Below are 17,916 nucleotides of genomic sequence, written 5' to 3'. Positions count from 1 at the left end.
GTTCCGTTCCTTGTCTTGTCTCCTCCTGGCACATTCCAAGTGTGCTTTCCACAGGGCCCCGCGAGGGCCCGTTTTTTTTGCCGTCCTTGGACGGCAAAAAAAGCGGGCCCTGGGCCGCTGAATTCACTGCTCCCTCCAGCCTCCCTCCGGGAGGGAGGCTCCAGCATGAAGGACGAGCGGGCGTTGCCCGCGGGCCTTCTGGGTATGTGGGTGGTGGAAGGTCGGTTGTTGTGGCGATCACGGGGCGGGTTCTGCGGCCACACTCAAGTGAAACGCTTGCGGGCCGATAAAGCCGGCAGATCAGCCGCCGCACATCGTGGCGGCCGCGATTCCTCGAATAACGCACACCATGTTCGTCATCATCGGCTACGTCGTTGCGCTCGGGTGCATCTTCGGCGCCTACATCGTCCATGGCGGCAACATCGGCGTGATCCTGCACGCCCTGCCGACCGAGCTGCTGGCCATCCTGGGCGGTGCGCTGGGGGCGTTCACGGTGAACAACCAGCCGAAGGTGCTGAAGGCGACGATAGGCGCCATCCCCGGCCTGCTGAAGGGATCGAAGTACTCGAAGGCGCGCTACATGGAGCTGATGGCGCTGCTGTTCGACATCCTGCAGAAGGCGCGCAAGGAGGGACTGATGTCCATCGAGAAGGACGTCGAGGATCCACACGCATCGCCGCTGTTCCAGAAGTACGCCACCGTCGGCAGCGATCATCACGTGGTCGAGTTCATCACCGACTACCTGCGCATGATGGTCTCGGGCAACCTCAATGCGCACGAGATCGAAAGCCTGATGGACAGCGAGATCGAGACGCACCATCACGAGCAGCATGCGCCGGTGGCCGCCATTGCCCGCCTGGCCGGCGCGCTGCCGGCCTTCGGCATCGTGGCCGCGGTGCTCGGCGTGGTGAACACCATGGGCTCGGTGGGCCAGCCGCCCGCCATCCTCGGCGGCATGATCGGCTCGGCGCTGGTCGGCACCTTCCTGGGCATCCTGCTCGCGTACTGCGTGGTCGAGCCGCTGGGCGGCCTGCTGGAGCAGAAGAACGACGAGGGCACCAAGGAGCTGCAGTGCATCAAGACCACGCTGCTGGCCAGCATGCAGGGCTATGCCCCGCAGGTGGCGGTGGAGTTCGGCCGCAAGGTGCTGTATTCGGCAGACCGGCCGACCTTCGCCGAGCTCGAGTCGCATGTGAAGGGCAAGAAGTGATGCGTGGCAGCGCCCAGGCATCGCTGAGGCCGGCCTGCGGCCGGCATGGCTTGATGCACAGCTCCCTCCAGCCTTTCTCTCGGATGGAGGCTGGTGGGTGTCGTCGGTCGAGCGGGAACCCCCTCTCGGAGGGGGGCAGGGGGAGTCGTGCATTGAGTCATGCCGGCCGCAGGCCGGCCCCCCCGTGCGGGCACCCACCGTGCAAGGACACGCATCATGGCCGGTGACTCCAAGAAGCTCCAGCCGATCATCGTCAAGCGCATCAAGAAAGGCGGCCACGGACACCACGGCGGCGCCTGGAAGATCGCCTACGCCGACTTCGTCACGGCGATGATGGCCTTCTTCCTGCTGATGTGGCTGCTCGGCTCCACCACCGAAGGCGACAAGAAGGGCATCGCCGACTACTTCAACTCGCCGCTCAAGGTCGCGCTGATGGGCGGCAGCGGCTCGGGCGATTCGTCGCACGTCATCAAGGGCGGCGGCGCGGACCTGTCGCGCCAGGGCGGCCAGGTGAAGAACGGCGACACCGAGAAGACGCGCAAGACCATCAACCTGCAGGCCTTCAAGGCGGCGCAGCGGCGGGCCGAGCTGGAGCGGCTGCAGGGGCTGAAGAACAGCTTCGAAGGCAAGCTCGCCAACAACGCCAGGCTGGCGGCGCTGAAGTCGCAGATCCGCCTTGACATGACGGCCGATGGCCTGCGCATCCAGATCGTCGACGAGCAGCAGCGGCCGATGTTCTCCAGCGGCAGCGCGACGGTGCAGCCCTACATGCGCGAGCTGCTGCGGCTGATCGGCGAAGTGCTCACCGAAGTGCCCAACCGCCTCACGCTCGAAGGCCACACCGACGCGGCGGCGTTCTCGGCCGGCGAGCGCGGCTACAGCAACTGGGAGCTGTCGGCCGACCGCGCCAACGCGTCGCGCCGCGAGCTGGTGGCTGGCGGCCTGCCCGACGCCCGCGTGCTGCGCGTGCAGGGCCTCGCCTCGAGCGCACTGCTCGACCGCAGCGACCCGTTGAATCCGGCCAACCGGCGCATCAGCATCATCGTGATGAACCGCGACGCCGAGGACCGCTTCTTCGGCCGTCCCACCGAGCCGGTGGATGTGTCGGACGCCGCAGTCGGCGCCGAAGCCGAGCCCTCAACTTCCCTTCCGAATTCCCGATAAAGGCCGCAAACGCCACGGCGGCCACTTGACGAGGACAGTGATGAGCACCCCCCCGACCGACATGAAGTTCCTGATCGTCGACGACTTCTCGACGATGCGCCGCATCGTGCGCGGCCTGTTGAAGGAGATCGGCTACAACAACGCCGAGGAAGCCGAGGACGGCGCGGTCGCGCTGAACATGCTGAAGAACGCGAAGTTCGACTTCGTCGTCAGCGACATCAACATGCCGAACATGAACGGCTTCGAGCTGCTGGCCGCGGTGAAGAAGGACGAGAGCCTGAAGCACCTGCCGGTGCTGATGGTCACCGCCGAGGCGCGCAAGGAGGACATCGTGCGCGCCGCCCAGGACGGCGCGGCCGGCTACATCGTCAAGCCCTTCACCAAAGCGACGCTCGAGGAGAAGGTGCAGAAGATCATGCAGAAGCTCATGGCCGCGGCGTGAGGAACCAGCCATGAAGATGGAAGACTCCACCACGCTCGCCCCGCCTGCCCCGGTAGGCGCCTCGCCCGAGGTGTACGAGCAGATCGGCCACCTGACCCGGCTGCTGCACGACACGCTGCAGCAGCTGGGCGTCATGCCGCACCTGCAGATCGCCGCCGACAACCTGCCCGACGCGCGCAGCCGCCTGAACTACGTTGCCAAGAAGACCGGCGACGCGGCCGAGAAGGTGCTGAACTCGGTCGATCAGGCCAAGGCCGAGCACGAGAAGATCGCGCGCGAGACCCGGGCCATGGCGCAATCCATCGTCGCCGATCCGGTGCGCGCGGTGGCCTCCGGCTCGGTGATGAACTTCGTCGACGACGTCGAGGCCGCCACGGCGCGCATCGACCAGCACCTGACCGACATCATGATGGCCCAGGACTTCCACGACCTCACCGGCCAGGTGGTGGCCAAGGTCGTCAAGCTGGCCGGGGATCTGGAGGACAGCCTGGTGAAGCTGCTGATCCAGGTGGCGCCACCGGATCAGGTGGCCAAGACGCCCGTGGTGACCGAAGCCCTCAACGGGCCGGTGGTCGATCCGTCGACGCGCACCGACGTGGTGTCGAACCAGGGCGAAGTGGACGATCTGCTGGCGAGCCTGGGGTTCTGACCTTTCTGCTTCTCTCCCACTCGCGGGAGAGACCTCACCCCGACCCTCTCCCGCTCGCGGGAGTGGAAGAGCCCGCGAGAAACGGCAACGCCTTGGCCACCAGCAGGTCGGGCGCTTCCTCCGCGATGTAGTGCCCGCACGGCAAGGCCTCCCCGCGCACATCGTCGGCCACGCGCTGCCATTCGCCCAGCGGCTGGAAGCAGCGGTGCACCACCCCGTGCTCGCCCCACAGCGCCAGCACCGGCATCGAAAGCCGTCGTCCGTTCGCCAGATCCTGCCGGTCGTGCTCGAGGTCGATGCCGGCGCTGGCACGGTAGTCCTCGCAGATGCCGTGCGCCGTGCCGGGCAGGGAAAGGGCGCGCATGTATTCAGCCAGCGCCCGCGGATCGAATGGCGCGAGGCCGGCGCTGCGCCGGCCCATCACGTCGCGGACATACGCCGCCGGGTCGGCCTCGATCAGGCGTTCGGGCAAGGGCGCCGGCTGGATGAGGAAGAACCAATGCCAGTACGCGCGCGCGAACGCCTGCGTCGTCTGCTCGTACATGGCGAGCGTCGGCGCGATGTCGAGCAGGACCAGGCGACGGACCGCGCCGGCATGGTCCAGGGCCAGCCGATGCGCCAGCCGCGCGCCGCGGTCGTGGGCCAGCACGCTGAACGCCTGGAAGCCCAGTGAGTGCATCAGCCGCAGCATGTCGCGCGCCATCACCCGCTTGCTGTAGTTGACATGGTCTGCCGCACCGGCGGGCTTGGACGAGTCGCCGTAGCCGCGCAGGTCGGCCAGGACCAGCGTGAAGCGCTCGGCCAGCGCCGGCGCCACCCGGTGCCAGATCGCATGGGTCTGCGGATGGCCGTGCAGCAGCAGCAGCGGCGGCCCGCTGCCGCCCACGAGCGCGTGGATCTCCACCGCCGGCTCGGTCGAGATGCGGTGGGGCACGAAGCCGGGAAACAGCGGTCCCTGGTCCATCGGTTCTCCTCATCCAGGCCGCATGCTACGAGCCTCGAAATACCCTGTTTCTTCCCCTTTCATCTCGCTCAAGTCCGCCGACCCCCCCGGAACAATGACGAAGCGCTTCAGAGCGCTTTGCCATGGCCGACCAGAACGCACAAGACCGCAACCTTCCCGCCTCGCCGCGCAAGCTTCAGAAAGCGCGCGAGGACGGACAGGTCGCGCGTTCGCGTGACCTGTCGCACTTCGGCGCCATGGCCGCCGGCGGCGCCGTGCTGGTTGCCGTTGCGCCGCAGGTCACCGCCTGGCTGCAGCAGATGCTGGCCGAGGCGCTGCGATTCGACCGCATCGCCAGCACGCAGCCGCAGGCCATGCTCGAGCGGCTGGCCGCGCTGGGCACCCACCTGCTGTGGGCCGTGATCCCGCTGGGCGCGCTGATGGCGCTGGTGGCCATCGCGGGCAGCGTGCTGATCGGCGGCTGGAACTGGACGCTGAAGCCGCTGGCGCCGAAGTTCGACAAGCTCAACCCGATCGCCGGCCTGCCGCGCCTGTTCTCCAGGCAGCAGCTCATCGACGCGCTGAAGGCCTGCCTGCTCGCACTCGTGCTCGGCACCCTGGGCGCGCTCTACCTGCGAGGGCACATCGACGCCTTCGGCGGCGTCATCGCGATGCCGCTTCCGGACGCGCTGCGGCAGGCCGGCGAGACCGTCGTCGGCGGGCTGATGCTGCTGCTCCTCGCACTCGCGGTGTTCGCCGCGGTCGACGCGCCGCTGCAGCGGCACCTGCATGCCTCGCGGCTCAAGATGAGCCACCAGGAGATGAAGCAGGAGCACAAGGAGCTCGAGGGCAACAGCGAGGTCAAGGCGAAGATCAAGGTTCGCATGCGCGAGATGTCCCGCCGCCGCATGCTGGCGGCCGTGCCCAAGGCGGACCTGGTGGTGATGAACCCGACGCACTACGCGGTCGCGCTCAAGTACGACGACACCAAGATGGCCGCCCCGCGCGTCGTCGCCAAGGGCGCTGATCTCCTCGCGATGGCCATCCGCGATGCGGCCAAGGGCGCCCAGGTGCCGGTGCTGCAGGCCGCTGTGCTCGCGCGGGCGCTCTACGCCCACGCGGAGCTCGACCGCGAGATCCCCGCGGCGCTGTTCTCCGCCGTCGCGCAGGTGCTGGCCTATGTGTACCAGCTGCGCGCCGCGCTGTCCGGGCACGCGCCCATGCCGGGCGAGCTGCCGGTGTTGCATGTTCCTGCGGAGCTGGACCCGCACCACCAGAGCGGGGCCGCTGCATGACGCTGGCTCTCGAGGAACAACTCAACCGCGGGCTCCTGCTGCTTAGCCATCGTTCCTGCCCGCACGTCGGGACCACGTCATGAATACGCTCATCCGACAGGTCCAGACCTGGCTGGGCCCGAACGCCAACGCCATCCGCGCCGCCATGGCCCCGCTGTTCATCATCCTCGTGCTGGCGATGATGGTGCTGCCGCTGCCGCCCTTCGCGCTGGACCTGCTGTTCACCTTCAACATCGCGATGGCGCTGATGGTGATGATGGTCGCGGCCTACATGGTCAAGCCGCTGGACTTCGCCGCTTTCCCGTCGGTGATCCTGCTGACCACGCTGCTGCGGCTGTCGCTGAACGTCGCATCGACGCGCGTGGTGCTGCTCGAAGGCCACACCGGCCCCGGCGCGGCCGGCGCGGTGATCGAGTCCTTCGGGCACTTTCTCATCGGCGGCAACTTCGCCGTCGGCCTGATCGTCTTCGCCATCCTCGTCGTCATCAACTTCGTCGTCGTCACGAAGGGCGCCGAGCGCATCGCCGAAGTCGGCGCGCGCTTCACCCTGGATGCCATGCCCGGCAAGCAGATGGCGATCGACGCCGATCTCAACGCCGGCCTGATCAACGAGAAGGAAGCCAAGCGGCGGCGCGCCGAGGTGGGCGAGGAGGCGGAGTTCTTCGGCTCGATGGACGGCGCGTCGAAGTACGTGCGCGGCGACGCGATGGCCGGCCTGTTGATCCTGTTCATCAACATCATCGGCGGCTTCATCATCGGCGTGGCACAGCACGACCTGTCGGCATCGGCCGCGGCCAACAGCTACATCCTGCTCGCCGTCGGCGATGCCCTGGTGGCGCAGATCCCGGCGCTGCTGATCTCGGTCGCCGCGGCGATGGTGGTGTCGCGCGTCGGCAAGGACAACGACGTCGGCAGCCAGATCGCCAAGCAGGTGTTCAACTCGCCGAAGTCGCTGGCCATCGTGTCGGGCGTGATCGGCGTGTTGGGCCTCATCCCCGGCATGCCGCACCTGGTGTTCCTGATCATCGCCGGGGCGCTGGGCTACGCGGCGTGGTGGATGCACCAGCGCGACAAGCGGCTCGCCGAGGCGCCGCCGCCAACGCGCGAGCTGCCGCCGGCCAACGCCGAGGCGAGCTGGGACGACCTGCAGCCGGTGGACACGCTGGGCCTGGAGGTCGGCTATCGGCTGATCTCGCTGGTCGACAAGGCGCGCGAAGGCGACCTGCTCGCGCGCATCAAGGGCGTGCGCAAGAAGTTCGCGCAGGACGTCGGATTCCTGCCGCCGCCCGTGCACATCCGCGACAACCTCGAGCTCAAGCCGAGCACGTATCGCCTGAGCCTGCGCGGCGCGGTGGTGGGCGAGGGTGAGGCCTTCCCGGGCATGTGGCTGGCCATCAACCCGGGCGGCGCGACCACCCACCTCATCGGCACGGCGACCCGCGATCCGGCCTTCGGGCTGCCCGCGGTGTGGATCGAGGAGCGCCAGCGAGAGGCGGCGCAAATGGCCGGATTTACGGTTGTTGATTGCTCGACCGTCGTCGCGACCCATCTTTCACACTTGATGCAACTCCATGCGGCCAAGCTGTTGGGCCGAGTCGAGACCCAGCAGCTCGTCGAACACGTGACGAAGTTGGCACCGAAACTGATCGAGGACGTGGTTCCCAAGATGGTTGGCATCGCCGCATTGCAGAAAGTGCTCCAGCTCCTGCTGGAAGAGGGCGTGCACATCCGCGACATGCGCTCCATCGTCGAATGCCTGGCCGAGCATGCGGCCACCGTCACCGATCCCAACGAGCTGGCTCGTCGCATCCGCATCCATCTCGCGCCGGCCATCGTGCAGCAGATCTATGGCCCGACGCAGGAGCTCGACGTCATCGCGCTGGAGCCGGAACTGGAGCGCCTGGTCACGCAGGCGCTCAACTCGCCGCACGGCGCGGCCCTGGATCCCGGCGTCGCCGAGACGCTGACGCGCAGCGCGGCGGAATCGGCCAGGCGGCAGGAAGACCTGGGCGTGCCGGCCTGCCTGCTGGTGCCCGACCTGATCCGCGCGCCGATGGCGCGGCTGCTCAAGCGCGCGGCGCCGCGGCTGCGCGTGCTGGGGCACAGCGAGATTCCCGAGACGCATTCCATCCGCATCGGCTCGATCATCGGGGGGGCCGCATGAAGCGAAGGGCGAGGGGCCCCGCTCACGGGGATCGACCAGCGCATTGCGGCCGGCGTGCCGCCTGCGCGACGGTGAACAAGATTGAACCTACCGGCGGCACCACATGAACGTCAAACGCTTCAGCGGCAAGACTTCGCGCGACGCACTCAACCTGGTGCGTCAGTCCCTCGGCGATGACGCCGTCGTGTTGTCCACCAAGCCCTGCCCCGAAGGGGTCGAGGTGCTCGCGATGGCGTCCGACAGCATGCAGCACATCGAGCGCATCGCCGTGCCGGCGGTCGCCCCGGCACGTCCCGCGGCCAGGGCGCCGACGCGCGGCGCGCTGCCGGCCGACGAGGAAGTGCAGAAGGATGTCGAGCAGCTCGCGATGAGCACGCTGTCGTTCCAGGACTACGTGCGCGAGCGCATGCTCAAGCGCCGCCAGGCCGCGATGAAGGCCGAGGCGCCCGCGGAGCCGGTGCGCGCCGAGCCCGAGATGAGCCCGCTGCAGGCGAAGCTGACCGCGCGCATGAGTGCGCCGGCGGCCGTGCCCGCGATGCCGGCCGGGCAAGCCGCGCAGGCCGTGCTGCGCGACACGCCGGTGCTGCGCGAGGAAGTTCGCGCTTCCGCCGAGGTGCCGTCGCTGGCCGATCACGCGCCCGAGCCCGGCCGCTCGCAGCGCGCCGCCGACGAAGCCACCGCCGTGCGCCGCGAGCAGGACATGATGAACGAGCTGCGCTCGATGAAGGGCCTGATCGAGGAGCGCTTCGGCGCGCTCGCCTTCATGGAGAAGCTGCAGCGCCAGCCGGGTCAGGCCCGCCTGACCCAGAAGCTGCTCGACTGCGGCTTCTCGCCGGCGCTGATCCGCAAGCTGGCCGAGAGCTTGAGCATCGACACGCCCGACGAGACCGCCTGGGCCGCCGGCGTGCTGGAGCGCAACCTGATGACCGGCGAGGCCGAAGCGGCGCTCGAGGACCAGGGCGGCGTGTACGCGCTGGTGGGCTCCACCGGCGTCGGCAAGACCACCAGCACCGCCAAGCTCGCCGCTGCCTTCGCCACGAAGTACGGCGCGACCAACCTCGGCCTGGTCACGCTCGACGCCTACCGCGTCGGCGCGCATGAACAGCTGCGCACCTACGGCCGCATCCTCGGCGTGCCGGTTCACACCGCGCACGACCGCGCCTCGCTGGAGGACCTGCTCGACCTGCTGGCGGCGAAGAAGATGGTGCTCATCGACACCGCCGGCATGGCGCAGCGCGACAGCCGCACCCGCGAGCTGCTCGACATGCTGGGCCACCGCTCGATCCAGAAGCTGGTCGTCGTCAACGCCGCGCAGCAGGGCGAGACCATCGAGGACGTGCTGATCTCCTACCGTGCGAGCCTGTCGCGCGGCGTGATCCTGTCGAAGATGGACGAAGCCGTGAAGCTGGGGCCGGCGCTCGACGCGCTGATCCGCCACCGGCTGAAGATCGTCGGCGTGGCCAATGGCCAGCGCGTCCCGGAAGACTGGCACCGGCTGTCGTCGCACGCGCTGGTGCACCGCGCCCTGCGTCCCAGCGCGGGCACGGCCTACCGGCTCGATGCGAGCGACATGAACCTGATCTTCGCCGCGCCGCAGGCACGTGCGACCGGCGCCGGCCTGCAGCCCTGACCACGACGATGACTGCACTTCACTCCCGACCCGCCCCGCTGGACCAGGCCGACGGCCTGCGCCGCCTCTTCGCCCATGCGCGCGTGCGCTTCGTGCCGGTGGTGTCCAACCCGCATGTCGCCTTCGGCGGCGTGATGCTGGAGCGGCTGTGCACCGCCTTCGGCGAGCATGGCCGGCACACGCTGGTGGTCGACGCCGGCGAGCACTCGCCCGTGCATGCCGAGATGGCCACGCTCGAGATGGCCGAATGCATCGAGCCGCTGTCGCCGCAGGTGTCGTACCTCGCCGCACGCGGCCTGCCGATCAAGTTCGTCGACACGCACGGCTCGACCGCGCCCTTCCTGCAAGCCGTGTCCGACGCCGCGCCGCACGTCGACGTGGTGCTGATCCATGCGACCGCCGCCGACTTGTGCCGGCTGTTCGCCCGCAGCGAAGCGCGTCCGCTGCTGCTCGCCGACGACCGGCCGGCGAGCGTCACGCACGCCTATGCCGCGATGAAGGTGCTGACGCAGCGCGCCGGGCTGATCGTGCACGACCTGCTGCTGTCGGCCGCGCCGAACTCGCCGCGCGCCGAGCGCATCGCGATGCAGATCGCCAGCTGCGCCGACGACTTTCTCGGGGCGGTGCTGCGCGACTGGGTGCAGATCGATCCGGCGAGCGACGCCCGCGAGGCGCCTGCCCCCGCGCTGCGCCGCTGGGCGCAAGAGCTGCTGCAGCCGGCTGGAGCGATGGCGATGGCGGCGGGAATGGCCGACTCCGCCGTCATGAACTGATTCGAAAGCCGACCATGTACACCGCCAAAGGCCAACTCGACGTCAACTCGATGCTCAAGCAGTACAGCCCGCTGGTGCGGCGCCTGGCCCACCAGATGATCGCCAAGCTGCCGGCCAACGTCGAGATCGACGACCTGATCCAGGTCGGCATGATCGGACTGACCGATGCGCTGTCGCGCTTCGACGCCGCGCAGGGGGTGCAATTCGAGACCTTCGCCACCCAGCGCATCCGCGGCGCCATGCTCGACGAGCTGCGCGGCAACGACTACCTGTCGCGCGGCACGCGCAAGCAGCAGCGCAGCATCGAAGCGGCGGTGCACAAGCTCGAGCAGCGGCTGGGCCGTGCGCCGGCCGAAAGCGAGATCGCGCGCGAGATGGGCATCACGCTCACCGAATACCAGGAGCTGCTCGGCAAGGTGCGCGGCACCCAGCTCGTGTACCTGGAGGACATGTCGGGCGACGAGGGCGACAACGACTACCTCGACCGCCATGTCGCCGACGAAGGCTTCAATCCGCTGGCGCAGCTGCAGGACCACCGCATGCGCGAGGCCCTGGTGGACGCCATCAAGGCCCTGCCGGAGCGCGAGCAGTACGTGATGAGCATGTACTACGAGCACGACATGAATCTCAAGGAGATCGCCGCGGTGCTCAAGGTCACCGAATCGCGCGTCTGCCAGCTTCACAGCCAGTCGATCGCGCGCTTGCGCGTGAAGCTGCGCGAGTATTGACCGCCCCGAAGGCGGACCGGCGCAGCCGGTTCGGCGGTGGCCGCTTGACCCGTTAGGAGTTCCAATGTTTTCAGCCTTCAAGAAGACCAAGTCGTCGGGCGAAGATTGCGCGGCGGGGGTCGCGCCGGGTGAGCGCGAGGCGCCGAGCGACCTGCGTGCGGCGATCGATTCGATCGGCAAGCAGGCGTCCAGCATGGGCCGCGAGGCGGCCGAGGTGCGCGGCCTGATGGAGGACACGCAGAAGGTGTCCGCGCGGCAGGCGCAGGCGCTCAACGCGCTGGCCGGACAGGTGCAGGAGATCACCAAGGCGCAGGCTGCCATCGGCGAGGTCTCGCACGGCAGCCTCGGCGCGGTGGAACGGGCGCGCAAGGCCGTGGAGGATGTCGGCACCGAAGTCGTCGGCATCGTCTCGACCTTGCGCCAGGTGTCGCAGGCGGCGCAGACGATCACCAAGATCGCGCTGCAGACGCGTCTCGTGGCGTTCAATGCCTCGGTCGAGGCCAAGCGCGCCGGCGAGGCCGGGCGCGGCTTCGGCGTCGTGGCCGATGCGGTGAAGGATCTCGCGGCCAAGGTCGAGTCGTCCTCCAAGGAAATCATGAGCACCGTGGGCGAGCTCGATCAGCGCATCGACGCGCTGTCGCGTGAGATCACGATGCACGACGCGCGGGAGGACCAGGGCAGCTTCCACCGCGCGCTGGCCGACGTGCAGAGCGGGGTCGCCAGCATCACCGCGGCCGCGGAGCAGAGCCGCGAGATCTGCAGCGGCCTCAATTCGCAGATGCACGCCATCGAGGCCGAGATGCACCAGACGGGCCGCGCGCTCGACGCGGCGATGAGCCGCAGCGAGTCCTTCCTGAAGGTGTCGGAGAACCTCATCGACCTGGTGTCGCACTGCGGCATCGAAACCGAGGACACGCCCTACATCAGCGCCGTGCAGGAGGCCGCCGGGCAGATCACCAAGCTCCTCGAGGACTCGCTGCGCACCTCGACGATCACGCTGGCCGACCTGTTCGACGAGCAGTACCGGCCGATCCCGCAGACGCAGCCGCAGCAGCACACGACCCGCTTCGTCGATCTCGCCGACCGGCTCTTTCCCCAGGTGCAGGAGCGCATGCTGTCGCTGAGCCCGAAAGTGGTGTTCTGCATCGCGGTCGACCGCAACGGCTACGTCGCGACGCACAACAAGAAGTACTGCCATCCGCAGCGCGGCGACGTCGTCTGGGACACAGCGAACAGCCGCTACCGCCGCATCTTCAACGACCGCACGGGTCTCGCGTCGGCGCGCAACCAGCGGCCGTTCTTGCTGCAGACCTATCGCCGCGACATGGGCAGCGGCAACTTCGTCGTGATGAAGGAAGCCGCTGCGCCGATCACCGTCGGCGGCCGGCATTGGGGCGGACTGCGCCTGGCCTTCCATTTCTGATCCGTGGGTGCGCGCCTGCCTTGGCCGCTGCCGGCGCTTCTCGCGTGGGCGGCATCGTGGTCCATCTTCCTGGGCGGCCTTCGATGGCTGGCGCTGTCGCCGGTGCTCGCGCTGCTGCTCGCCGCGGCCGTGGCCCTCGGCTTCAGCCTGCGCGGTGGAACCCGCTGGCGGCAGTTGTTCATCGCCTGGGGCTTTCCGCTGTCGCTGGCCGCGTCCGGCCTGATCGGCGACGTGCCCGGATGGGCCTGGCTGCTTCCGCTCGGGCTGCTCGCCGTGATGTACCCGGTGCGCACCTGGACCGATGCGCCGCTGTTTCCCACGCCGGTTGGCGCACTGCAGGGCCTGTCGCGCAAGGTACCGCTGCCGCCGGGTGCCTGCGTGCTCGACGTGGGCTGCGGGTTGGGCGATGGCCTGCGGGAGCTGCATCGCGAGTATCCCGGCGCCCGGGTCGACGGCATCGAATGGAGCTGGCCGCTGGTCCTGGCTAGCGCGGTGCGAGCGCGCTTCGCGCGGGTGCGTCGCGCCGACATGTGGCAGACGGACTGGTCGCCTTACCGCATGGTCTATCTGTTCCAGCGACCCGAGACGATGGCGCGCGCGGCGGGCAAGGCGCAGCTCGAATTGCGTCCGGGTTCCTGGCTGGTGAGCCTGGAGTTCGCCGTGCCCGGCCGCGCCGCAACGCATGTCCTGCACTGTGCGGACGGTCGCCGCGTGTGGCTGTACCGGATCGGGTAGACGGACTCTCGCCACCCGCATAGGAAAACGGCCGACGCTGCGTCGGCGATTTCATGATGGTCGGTGCACGTCGTCCCGCGCAGACTTCCTTGGTGGATCACAACCCCAAGGGTTTCAGCGATGGAAATGCCCGCCCCCGGGCTGCGTTCCCGGATTCTTGTCGCCGTCCTGTCCGTTCTGGTGTCATGCGGTTTGCTGCCGGCGGCATGGGCAGGAGAGGAGTCATCGCGGATCCCGCTGATGACACGGGTTCGGCCGTTCGATGTCCCCGCCGCGCTCGCGGACTGCGAGCGCCGTTCCCTGGCTGAGAGCATTGCCGGCCTGGAGCGCCTTCAGCCGGCCGCGAAGGTCGAGAAGGTCGCCGCAGCCAATGCCAGGCTGATCAGGAAGCTGCCGACACCGGAAGAGCTGTACATCGACGGCTACTGTTCCGACCTGTTCATGCGTGCCTACGCGCCGAATGGCTTTGTCGCGGTCTTCGGGGCGTCGGCACTGCGGGAGGATCATGTCATCTACCACGTCGTTCGCGAACTCGCGAACGCCTGGTCGCACAGCCAGAGCAGTCGCAGGTACCCCATCCTGACCGCGGCCGGCCCGGGGCTGATGGAAGCAGCCAATTGCGGTGCGAGCGGAGCGGCATCCGTTGCCGATTTCGGATCGACGACGTCGCAGCCGCGTGACCGCCCCTTGAGCCTGGGCTACGCAACGAGCTTCGGTGTGCCTGCCAGTTTGTTGCCGCAAACCCGCAGCGGCTCGCGGGCATGGGAAATCAATGTCTGCATCTCCAACGGCTACATCTTCCACAGCTTCGGCATGCGTGAATCCGAGATGATCGATCGAGCCGTGATCAGTCTCGTGACGCCGGGCGGTGTCGGCACCGATTGGGAGTTCTTCGAAATCGTCTCGAAGATTCAAACTCGAAAAGCTCCGAATCCGGGTATTGGCTCGAACACCGCCAAGGACAACCCCCAGCTCGTGCCGCTCGTGATACTCGTGCAGGCCACCACTCTTGCAGCCACCGAGCATGACGTCCTGGCCCGCGTGGCGGGCCAGGACTACGAGACCAAGTTCGCCGGGCAGCGGGAGAGTCTGGTGGACTACTGGCCGTCGTTGATGCGACGCCTCAACGCCATGCTGAAAGCGGGGACCATCCAGCCGCACGATCTCACCCTGTTCAAGTGCGCCGGCACGATCGCGGAAGCGCTGAACCTGATGGAGAGCTATGTCGCGCGCCGACCGCTCGAGGGTGGTCAGTGCGAGGGCTTGGCGCAGGCGGCATCGTCCGTGAGGCCGTGAGGGAGCAGCTGCGCACACGCATGGGAAATCGACCGAGCCTGTATAGGACTTGTCGACATCGCGTGCGAGTCTCGGCTGCTACACGATAGGCCATGGGCTTGATGCCTCCCACCATTGCAGTGAGCCATGGAATCCGTTCAGCACCAGGCTGAATCGACAGTCGCAGATCGGATACGAGAAGCGCTGGCCAAGTTTGACCAGCAACAGTTTCAGCCGGGGCTGCTGCTTCTTCTGCAACACAAGGGCGAAGCTGGCTTCGCCACGGCACTGGCCAGGCTCTATCGGCAATGGCGCATCGGGTCGAGGAACGCCCGAGGCTAACGCGGCCGTTCGAATCGCGACGTTTGTCTTCGAGGAGGGCGCCGTCGCACCTGAATTGGCTGACAAGCTCTGGGCGATTCCGGAATTTCCCAACAATTTCGTGAAGGGATTGGCGTACGAGAAGCGCCACCAGCCTCCTTTGAGCATCGCCCGAAGTGCCTGCACGGTCAGCTCGAACGCTGCGATGCCGCACGATCTGCGCTGGCCATCCGCATAGGCAAACAGCCGAGGCCGCGTCGGCTCCGTGCCGATGGACGAGCTGGAAGTGCATCGCCAGACTTTCCGTGTCCATGATTCACTGGAGATAAGCGATGGAAGTATCCAAACGCGTTGACCTCGACGCGCTTGCATATCCCAAGGTGTATGCGCTCGACGCGCAGTCCCAGAAGCACGTCCACGACCTGTGCTCGCTGCCTGGGAAAGAGTTGATTCGCCTCGGCAGCTTCGAAGTCCTAAAAAATTGCTCAGGAGAGCTCTACCTGCAGGGTCCGAACTCTCCCTTTACCCCCGGGGTAACCGAGGAGGGCGAATTGGGAGGCGCGGCCGAGAAGTTCAGGACGACCTACGCTCAGGCGGCCCGCCATCTGATGCTGGACTCGCTGCGCAGCAGCGGCCAGCTGAACTACCTGCAGCACAACGCCGACGAGCTGATCAACTCTCGGTATCGAGTGGTGATCGACGTCGACATCTATCGCAATCGTGGCTTCGACCGCGTCAAGATGCACAGGGACTCTCTGGGCTACACGATGTTCTTCAACCTGATGTACGACTTCGAGCGTGCAAGGCAACCGCCGCTTGACGAGACTCAGGGCCCTGAGTTCCTGATGAATCCGCCCGTCGACCAGAAGCGCTTCGCGGAGCTGAAGAAGCTCATGCCGCCGCTGTTCATCCAGGATCTGGAGCACCAGTACAAGGTGCTGCCCTCGCCCACCCAGATCCAGACGGTGAAGGTTCCCCGGGGTCACGCGGTTGGAGCGCTCGACGAGGCGTGCTTTCATTCGACACCGTACCCGTGGCGTCGCGGCAAGGTCTACGACCTTTACGAAGTTCAATCGCACTGGCGAGAAGCCTTGGTGGAAACAGAACCGAAACTCGTCGCGCAGTTCGATCAGTGGAAGAACAGCTTTCTGGGGGAGGAGTTCCCCAATCTTCCCGAGCTCGTCCGCCTCGAGGGCCAACTCATGAACCTGATGCGCGAGAAGACCGACGCGCATTACTCGTCGCTCGACGAGGGCGCTGTCAAGAAGATGCTGGCGGAGTTTCCGAGATTCGCGGAGAGCCTGGCCCGCAAGTGCGCCGGCCCCAACCCGTTCCTGGAGGCAGCGGTTCCGGGGGCCGGTGCGTATCCGGCAAAGACCGTACCGCTGGCGAAGGACCTGAAGCGTCAGCTGAGCGACGAGCTGCCGTCGAGTGGCGTCAAGGTCCAGGACCGTCCGGACTTCGTGCGCACTTGGGTCATGGGCGTCAAGAAATAGCCCGCGTGACGTGCCGAGGTGCCGCATCGGCACGTGTTCACCGGCCTGCGACCCGCCCGCACGGCGGGTCGCGCAATCCTCATCGTCTGCCACTCGCAGGCGACCATCGGAACGCCGCGCCGGTCGGCCAATTGTTCGTCACGTCGAGCCCATCACTGGCCGACGCACCGACCAATCGAATCGCCATTGCGTCGGTGCGTCCAGGTCGATGCCGATGCCCGCGGTGGAGCGCGCGACGTCGGCGCCAGGGCAAGCGCCATATCTCTGGAAGGATGAACACGCCGGCGACTTGGACGCGAAGCGCTTGTGCCTAGGCCGAGGTAGGTGATTGCTCGCGACGCGTTCGGGAAATGAAGGAACGCGGATCAGAAGTTCGACGATGGACCGCGCGGGCTGGCCTCTTCAAACTGCAATCACTCCCAATGCAGTTGAGGTACATACCATGCCACCCGCCCAGACAGCGCAACCGGCAACAGGGCTCGATCATGTTGCACGTCCCAAGGTCTACACCGTCAACGCCGCGTGCCGCAAGTGCGTGAAGTCGCTGGTGGACCTGGCCAGCTCCGCCGAGGATCCGGTCGGCGAAGCATTCCGCGTCGGCAGCATGGAGGTCCTCAATGAACCGGGAGCGCCGCTGTCGCTGGCAGGCCCGAACCTCCCGTACCACGCCGACGAAGTCGTGGACAAGAAACTGGCGCGCCGATTCATCGCCGACTACAAGGACGCCGCCGAGGCGGTGGTCATGGAGTCGTTGCGACAGAGCGGCCAGCTCGCGTACCTGACGGACAACGCCGACGCGCTCATCAACCACGAGTGGCGCGTCGTGATCGACATCGACATTTACTACCACCGTGAATCGTCCCACGTCGAGATGCACCGCGACACCAAGGGCTACACGATGTTCTTCAACCTGATCTATGCGACGGAAAAGCCGGTGCAGGGCCCGGAGTTCATCGTGAATCCCGGCGAAAACCCCAAGCGCTTGGCGCAAATCTCCAAGCTCATGCCGCCTCGCTTCGTGCAGCACCTGCGCGAGCAGTACGCCAAGTTGCCGCCGCCCGAAGAGATCGAGACGGTGGAGATTCCGTCCGGGGGCGGCGTCGCCATGGTCGACGAGCTGATCTACCACTCGACGCCGTACCCCTTTCACCGGGTACCCGGTATCACCATCTTCGATGTGTTCCGCAATTGGCCCGAAGCGGTCGCGCAAACCTACCCACAGAGCACCAAGGCCGCCAGCAGATCCCTGTGCATCCCGCCACCGCGGACGCTTCAAAACGAGACTGCCTTCATGCGCGGACTCCAGCGGATCGGCGTGGACAGCAACCAGATCGACGCTGAAACGATCACGAAGGTGCTGACCGACTTCCCGACCTTCGCACGCAACCTGGTGAACCTGTGCACGCGGCCGAATCCGTATCTCGAGGCCACGCTGCCCGAAATGCCCGGGCATCCAGGCATGACCGTGCCGCTGCCGCCGCTCAAGCGCCAGCTGAGCGGCAAGCTGCCGCCCCAGGGAGCGGATCAGGGACCGAATCGGCCGGCGTTCGTGCGGACCTGGGTGATGGGGGTGCCGAGGCGACCGGGCGTAGGCGTGCTCCGGTAGCGGCGACGTGCCGGGGTCATCTCCTGCGTAGGGCTGGTGGTTGGCTCAATGTCGACATCTGC

General features: G+C 67.2%; 16 protein-coding genes. 14 read left to right on the top strand and 2 right to left on the bottom strand.

The genetic code is table 11. From position 1 onward, the window contains the following. Positions 1 to 349: 349 nt before the first annotated feature. The 4 genes from motA (at position 350) to P7V53_RS24700 (ending at position 3,465) form a co-directional block, all read left to right on the top strand. Positions 350 to 1,210 (top strand): flagellar motor stator protein MotA, encoded by an 861-nt coding sequence (gene motA, locus P7V53_RS24715; protein WP_280152146.1) that lies wholly within the window; start codon positions 350 to 352, stop codon positions 1,208 to 1,210. A gap of 216 nt (positions 1,211 to 1,426) precedes the next feature. Continuing rightward, entirely contained in the window at positions 1,427 to 2,374 is a 948-nt protein-coding gene (gene motB, locus P7V53_RS24710) for a flagellar motor protein MotB (protein WP_280152145.1), read from the top strand. A gap of 40 nt (positions 2,375 to 2,414) precedes the next feature. Further along, positions 2,415 to 2,816 carry a chemotaxis response regulator CheY gene (gene cheY / locus P7V53_RS24705; RefSeq protein ID WP_280152144.1) on the top strand — a complete coding sequence of 134 codons (402 nt, stop codon included), beginning with the start codon at positions 2,415 to 2,417 and terminating at the stop codon, positions 2,814 to 2,816. Between the two features lie 10 nt (positions 2,817 to 2,826). Beyond that, entirely contained in the window at positions 2,827 to 3,465 is a 639-nt protein-coding gene (locus tag P7V53_RS24700) for a protein phosphatase CheZ (protein ID WP_280152143.1), read from the top strand. Positions 3,466 to 3,499: 34 nt separating this feature from the next. Here P7V53_RS24700 and P7V53_RS24695 read toward each other — a convergent pair whose 3' ends face one another. After that, a complete protein-coding gene (locus P7V53_RS24695) occupies positions 3,500 to 4,429 on the bottom strand; it encodes an alpha/beta hydrolase (protein ID WP_280152142.1) in 930 nt (309 codons plus the stop codon). A gap of 122 nt (positions 4,430 to 4,551) precedes the next feature. On the opposite strand from P7V53_RS24695, the gene P7V53_RS24690 reads away from it, so the two are divergent. From P7V53_RS24690 to P7V53_RS24655, 8 genes are all read left to right on the top strand, one after another. Beyond that, positions 4,552 to 5,703, top strand: coding sequence for an EscU/YscU/HrcU family type III secretion system export apparatus switch protein (locus tag P7V53_RS24690; protein ID WP_280152141.1), 1,152 nt, complete (start codon positions 4,552 to 4,554; stop codon positions 5,701 to 5,703). Between the two features lie 79 nt (positions 5,704 to 5,782). Continuing rightward, positions 5,783 to 7,867, top strand: coding sequence for a flagellar biosynthesis protein FlhA (flhA, locus tag P7V53_RS24685; RefSeq protein WP_280152140.1), 2,085 nt, complete (start codon positions 5,783 to 5,785; stop codon positions 7,865 to 7,867). 103 nt (positions 7,868 to 7,970) lie between these two features. Then, complete coding sequence (flhF, locus tag P7V53_RS24680) at positions 7,971 to 9,497, top strand: flagellar biosynthesis protein FlhF (protein WP_280152139.1); 1,527 nt, start codon at positions 7,971 to 7,973, stop codon at positions 9,495 to 9,497. 8 nt (positions 9,498 to 9,505) lie between these two features. Further along, positions 9,506 to 10,270 (top strand): flagellar biosynthesis protein, encoded by a 765-nt coding sequence (locus P7V53_RS24675; protein ID WP_280152138.1) that lies wholly within the window; start codon positions 9,506 to 9,508, stop codon positions 10,268 to 10,270. 14 nt (positions 10,271 to 10,284) lie between these two features. Next, entirely contained in the window at positions 10,285 to 10,998 is a 714-nt protein-coding gene (locus tag P7V53_RS24670) for an RNA polymerase sigma factor FliA (protein ID WP_280152137.1), read from the top strand. A 64-nt stretch (positions 10,999 to 11,062) separates the two neighbouring features. After that, positions 11,063 to 12,421: a methyl-accepting chemotaxis protein gene (locus P7V53_RS24665; RefSeq protein ID WP_280152136.1), complete on the top strand. Its 1,359-nt coding sequence runs from the start codon at positions 11,063 to 11,065 to the stop codon at positions 12,419 to 12,421. A 3-nt stretch (positions 12,422 to 12,424) separates the two neighbouring features. After that, positions 12,425 to 13,156: a class I SAM-dependent methyltransferase gene (locus tag P7V53_RS24660; protein WP_280152135.1), complete on the top strand. Its 732-nt coding sequence runs from the start codon at positions 12,425 to 12,427 to the stop codon at positions 13,154 to 13,156. Positions 13,157 to 13,276: 120 nt separating this feature from the next. Then, positions 13,277 to 14,452 carry an LOG family protein gene (locus P7V53_RS24655; protein WP_280152134.1) on the top strand — a complete coding sequence of 392 codons (1,176 nt, stop codon included), beginning with the start codon at positions 13,277 to 13,279 and terminating at the stop codon, positions 14,450 to 14,452. 78 nt (positions 14,453 to 14,530) lie between these two features. Here P7V53_RS24655 and P7V53_RS24650 read toward each other — a convergent pair whose 3' ends face one another. Next, positions 14,531 to 14,920 (bottom strand): hypothetical protein, encoded by a 390-nt coding sequence (locus P7V53_RS24650; protein ID WP_280152133.1) that lies wholly within the window; start codon positions 14,918 to 14,920, stop codon positions 14,531 to 14,533. A gap of 164 nt (positions 14,921 to 15,084) precedes the next feature. On the opposite strand from P7V53_RS24650, the gene P7V53_RS24645 reads away from it, so the two are divergent. Together P7V53_RS24645 and P7V53_RS24640 are read left to right on the top strand one after the other, a co-directional pair. Then, a complete protein-coding gene (locus P7V53_RS24645; RefSeq protein ID WP_280152132.1) occupies positions 15,085 to 16,248 on the top strand; it encodes a hypothetical protein in 1,164 nt (387 codons plus the stop codon). Between the two features lie 379 nt (positions 16,249 to 16,627). Beyond that, complete coding sequence (locus tag P7V53_RS24640) at positions 16,628 to 17,854, top strand: hypothetical protein (protein WP_280152131.1); 1,227 nt, start codon at positions 16,628 to 16,630, stop codon at positions 17,852 to 17,854. The last annotated feature ends 62 nt before the right edge of the window (positions 17,855 to 17,916 follow it).

The organism is Piscinibacter sp. XHJ-5 (assembly GCF_029855045.1).
GTDB lineage: Bacteria > Pseudomonadota > Gammaproteobacteria > Burkholderiales > Burkholderiaceae_C > Albitalea.
Note: the sequence above shows the minus strand (reverse complement) of the source record. Positions and strands in the feature narration are given on the sequence as shown.